The 333-nt window shown below is 28.8% G+C and carries 1 protein-coding gene; it reads right to left on the reverse strand.

Going from position 1 to position 333, the window contains the following annotated elements; translation table 11 throughout:
• The coding region (locus LZ634_RS22625; protein ID WP_234508965.1) for a hypothetical protein at positions 1-333 on the reverse strand (333 nt) is incomplete at both ends.

Consider the following 333-nt stretch of genomic DNA (forward strand, 5'->3'; position numbering starts at 1 on the left):
GCGATCTAGGCGATCTAGGCAAAGGCGCATAATTAATGCCGTACTTTATTGCATCATCAATATCAAAAGTATAAAAATACCGTGAATGCTTATCAACCAACTTATAATCAATTGGAAAGCGTACCATCGTGTCGTAATTGAAGAGAATACACTTTTTAACTTTATCAAAAATAGAAGATGACAAAAAACAATATGACAACAAAAATGGTTTTACAATAAAAATTGTATCATACTTTTCAGAACCCAATGATTTTAATATCAAATTCTCATATGCATTAATATCCCACCTTATTTTTTTAGCAATAGTTGGTAGATTTAACAACATAAAAAAAT

Origin of the sequence: Kluyvera intermedia, assembly GCF_021440345.1 — a bacterium.
In the GTDB taxonomy this organism is placed as follows: domain Bacteria; phylum Pseudomonadota; class Gammaproteobacteria; order Enterobacterales; family Enterobacteriaceae; genus Kluyvera; species Kluyvera intermedia_A.